We start from the raw sequence: 2,582 nt of genomic DNA on the forward strand, positions 1-2,582 counted from the left end.
CAAGTCGAAAACGCAGCCTCACGGGAGCGCCAAGGAGCCGATCAAACCGCTCTCGATGTCGCTCAACGCCGGCGCCTCCTACGTCGCCCGCACGGCGGCGGTGAATCCGAACCAGGCGAAGGAGATCCTCGTCGAGGCGATCGAGCACGACGGGTTCGCGCACGTCGACTTCCTCACCCAGTGTCCGACCTGGAACAAGGACGCGCGCCAGTACGTCCCCTACATCGACGTCAACGAGTCCGACGACTACGACTTCGACGTGACGGACCGCGTCGAGGCCCAGGAGATGATGCGCGAGACCGAGGAGTCGCTGTACGAGGGCGAGGTCCTCACCGGCCGCTTCTACGTCGACGAGGACCGCCCCTCCTACGGGGAGGAGAAGCGCGCGATCGGCGAGATGCCCGAAGAGCCGCTCGCAGAGCGCTACTGGGACGACGAGTACGAGTGGGAGCGCTCCCACGACATGTTCCTCGACAAACACGCCTGAGCGGGCCCGGCGACCGTTCACGGCGCGGTGGGTTCGTTTTTTGATTCGCAAGGTATTTTTTCATTGGTGACAAACGAAGAGGTATGAGTACGGTATCGACGGAAGAGCGGATCCTCTCCGTGTTAGAAGAGGACGCACAGGCGTCCTGCGGAGAGATCGCCGACCGCGCGGACGTCTCGAAGCCGACGGTGCGAAAGTACATCGACCGCCTCGAGGAGCGGGGCGTGATCGTCGGCTACTCCGCCGAGGTCGACCCGAAGAAGCTCTCGTCGCAGTCGATCGCCATGGTCGGCATGGACGTCGACTCCGGCCAGTACGTGGAGGCCACCCGCGAGCTGAAGTCGCTCGACGAGGTCCAGGCGCTGTACACCTCCTCCGGCGACCACATGCTGATGGCAGAGGTCCGCGCCGGCGACGGCGACGAGCTGGGCGAGGTCATCTCCGAGGCGCTGCTCGGCGTCGACGGCGTCACGGCGGCACACCCCTCGTTCCTCCAAGAGCGCCTGAAGTAGACCGTTCGGCGGTCGCCCCCTTCCTTCCGCCGGCGTCAGGCGAGCGCATGCGGCTCCGCGACGACGACCGACTCGTCGCCGGCGGGGCTGCGGCGCGTGCCGCGGTGCGCGAACCCCTGCGCGGTGAAGAACTCCTCCGCGCTGGGCCGGTCCGCGGGGACCGTCGCGCGCAGGGTCCCGACCCCGCGGTCGGCGAGCGCGTTCCCGACGCGGGCGAGCAGCTCGTCCGCGACGCCCTCGCCCGCGCGGCTCGGGTGAACCCACAGCGCCAGCAGCTCCGCCTCGGTCTCGTCCGGGTCCGGGTGCGCGATGGCGAGCCCGACAGGTCCCTCCTCGGCGTGTTCCATCAGGAACGACCACTCCGCCTCGGCGGCGGCCTCGCGGACGCCGGCGGCGGACACGTCGAGCAGCGGAGCGCCGATGTCGTCGAACACCGTCTCCTCGCGGGCTCGCGAGACCGCCGTTCGCAGGTCCTCCGCGTCGTCGGGCCGAGCCGCCCGGACATCCATGTTCGACCGTGAGTAAAGAACGCACCTATAGGTTTCGGGATGAGAACTGTTGGCACAGTACCGCCGGGGGAAGCGGCCGGGGGACCGGGGAGCCGCCGAGCCCCTACGCGACCGGCTCGATGCCGATCGTGACCGCGACGCCCTCGACCTCCCACTCCTCGACGAGGCCGCCGTCGGCGTCCGCGGCGTCGGTCGGGTCGTCGAGCCACGCGTCGGCCCGCACCTCGCCGGCGATCAGGTCGGCGTGGTCGTCCACGAAGCCGGCGACGCGGTCGTCGTCGACCGCGACGCCGACGCGGATCCGGGCCTCCACGTCTAAGTCGAGCTCCTTGCGCATCTCCTGAACGCGGCGGATCACGTCGCGCGCGTAGCCCTCGGACTCGATGTCGGAGGTCAGCGAGGTGTCGACGTAGACGGTGCCGCCCTCGAAGTCGGCGCCGGAGACGTTCTCCGGCGGCTCGGCGACGTACTCGACCATCTCGTCGTCGAGGTCGACCGGCTCGCCGTCGACGGTCACCTCGCCGCCCTCGACCGCCGCGCGGGTGGCTCCCTGAACCGCCTCCATCACCTTCTGTGCGTCGCCGCCGAAGGCGGGGCCGACGGCCGCCATCTGCGGCTCCGCGGTCTCGACCAGCTCGTCGAAGGCGTCGGTGACGACCACCTCGCGGGCGTTGACGCGGTCGGCGATGAGATCCGAGAGCCGGTCGACCGCGGCCGCGACCGTCTCGTCGTCCGTCTCGACGACGACGCGCGGGACGGGCCAGCGGAGCTTGCGGCCGGCCTGCTGGCGCGCGTTCGCGGCCGCCTCCTCGACGTCGCGGAAGACCGCCACGTCGCGTTCGAGATCGGAGTCGCGAAGCGCGGCGTCCGGCTCGGGGTACGACAGCGCGTGGACCGTCGTGGCCCCGCCGTCGAGCCGCTGGTACATCCGCTCGGTGAGGTACGGCGCGATCGGCGCGAGCAGCCGGATCACCTCGTCGAGGACGGTCGCGAGCGTGGCGTACGCGCCGCGCTTCGAGGCGGAGTCGGCCTCCTCCCACATGCGGTCGCGGACGGCCTTCCCGTAGAACCGCG

Annotated in this window: 3 protein-coding genes and 1 pseudogene; 2 read left to right on the top strand and 2 right to left on the bottom strand. The window is 70.3% G+C overall.

Annotated features, from left to right (window positions below; translation table 11 throughout):
• Both B9G38_RS15990 and lrpA1 read left to right on the top strand, forming a co-directional pair.
• Window positions 1-487, top strand: a pseudogene (locus B9G38_RS15990) (2-ketoglutarate ferredoxin oxidoreductase subunit beta); the annotation flags it as partial.
• Between the two features lie 83 nt (window positions 488-570).
• Window positions 571-999: an HTH-type transcriptional regulator LrpA1 gene (gene lrpA1 / locus B9G38_RS15995; RefSeq protein ID WP_086221035.1), complete on the top strand. Its 429-nt coding sequence runs from the start codon at window positions 571-573 to the stop codon at window positions 997-999.
• A 35-nt stretch (window positions 1,000-1,034) separates the two neighbouring features.
• On the opposite strand, the gene B9G38_RS16000 is transcribed toward lrpA1, so the two are convergent.
• Together B9G38_RS16000 and B9G38_RS16005 are read right to left on the bottom strand one after the other, a co-directional pair.
• Window positions 1,035-1,508 (bottom strand): N-acetyltransferase, encoded by a 474-nt coding sequence (locus tag B9G38_RS16000; RefSeq protein ID WP_086221036.1) that lies wholly within the window; start codon window positions 1,506-1,508, stop codon window positions 1,035-1,037.
• A gap of 103 nt (window positions 1,509-1,611) precedes the next feature.
• The coding region (locus B9G38_RS16005; RefSeq protein ID WP_143415548.1) for a DUF5915 domain-containing protein at window positions 1,612-2,582 on the bottom strand (971 nt) is incomplete at its 5' end.

This window comes from Halorubrum sp. SD612, from assembly GCF_002135005.1.

Bases quoted from the DNA above. Each gene is read 5' to 3' on its own strand.
- lrpA1 (WP_086221035.1), top strand. From the start codon at position 571: ATGAGTACGGTATCGACGGAAGAGCGGATCCTCTCCGTGTTAGAAGAG.
- B9G38_RS16000 (WP_086221036.1), bottom strand. From the start codon at position 1,508: ATGGATGTCCGGGCGGCTCGGCCCGACGACGCGGAGGACCTGCGAACG.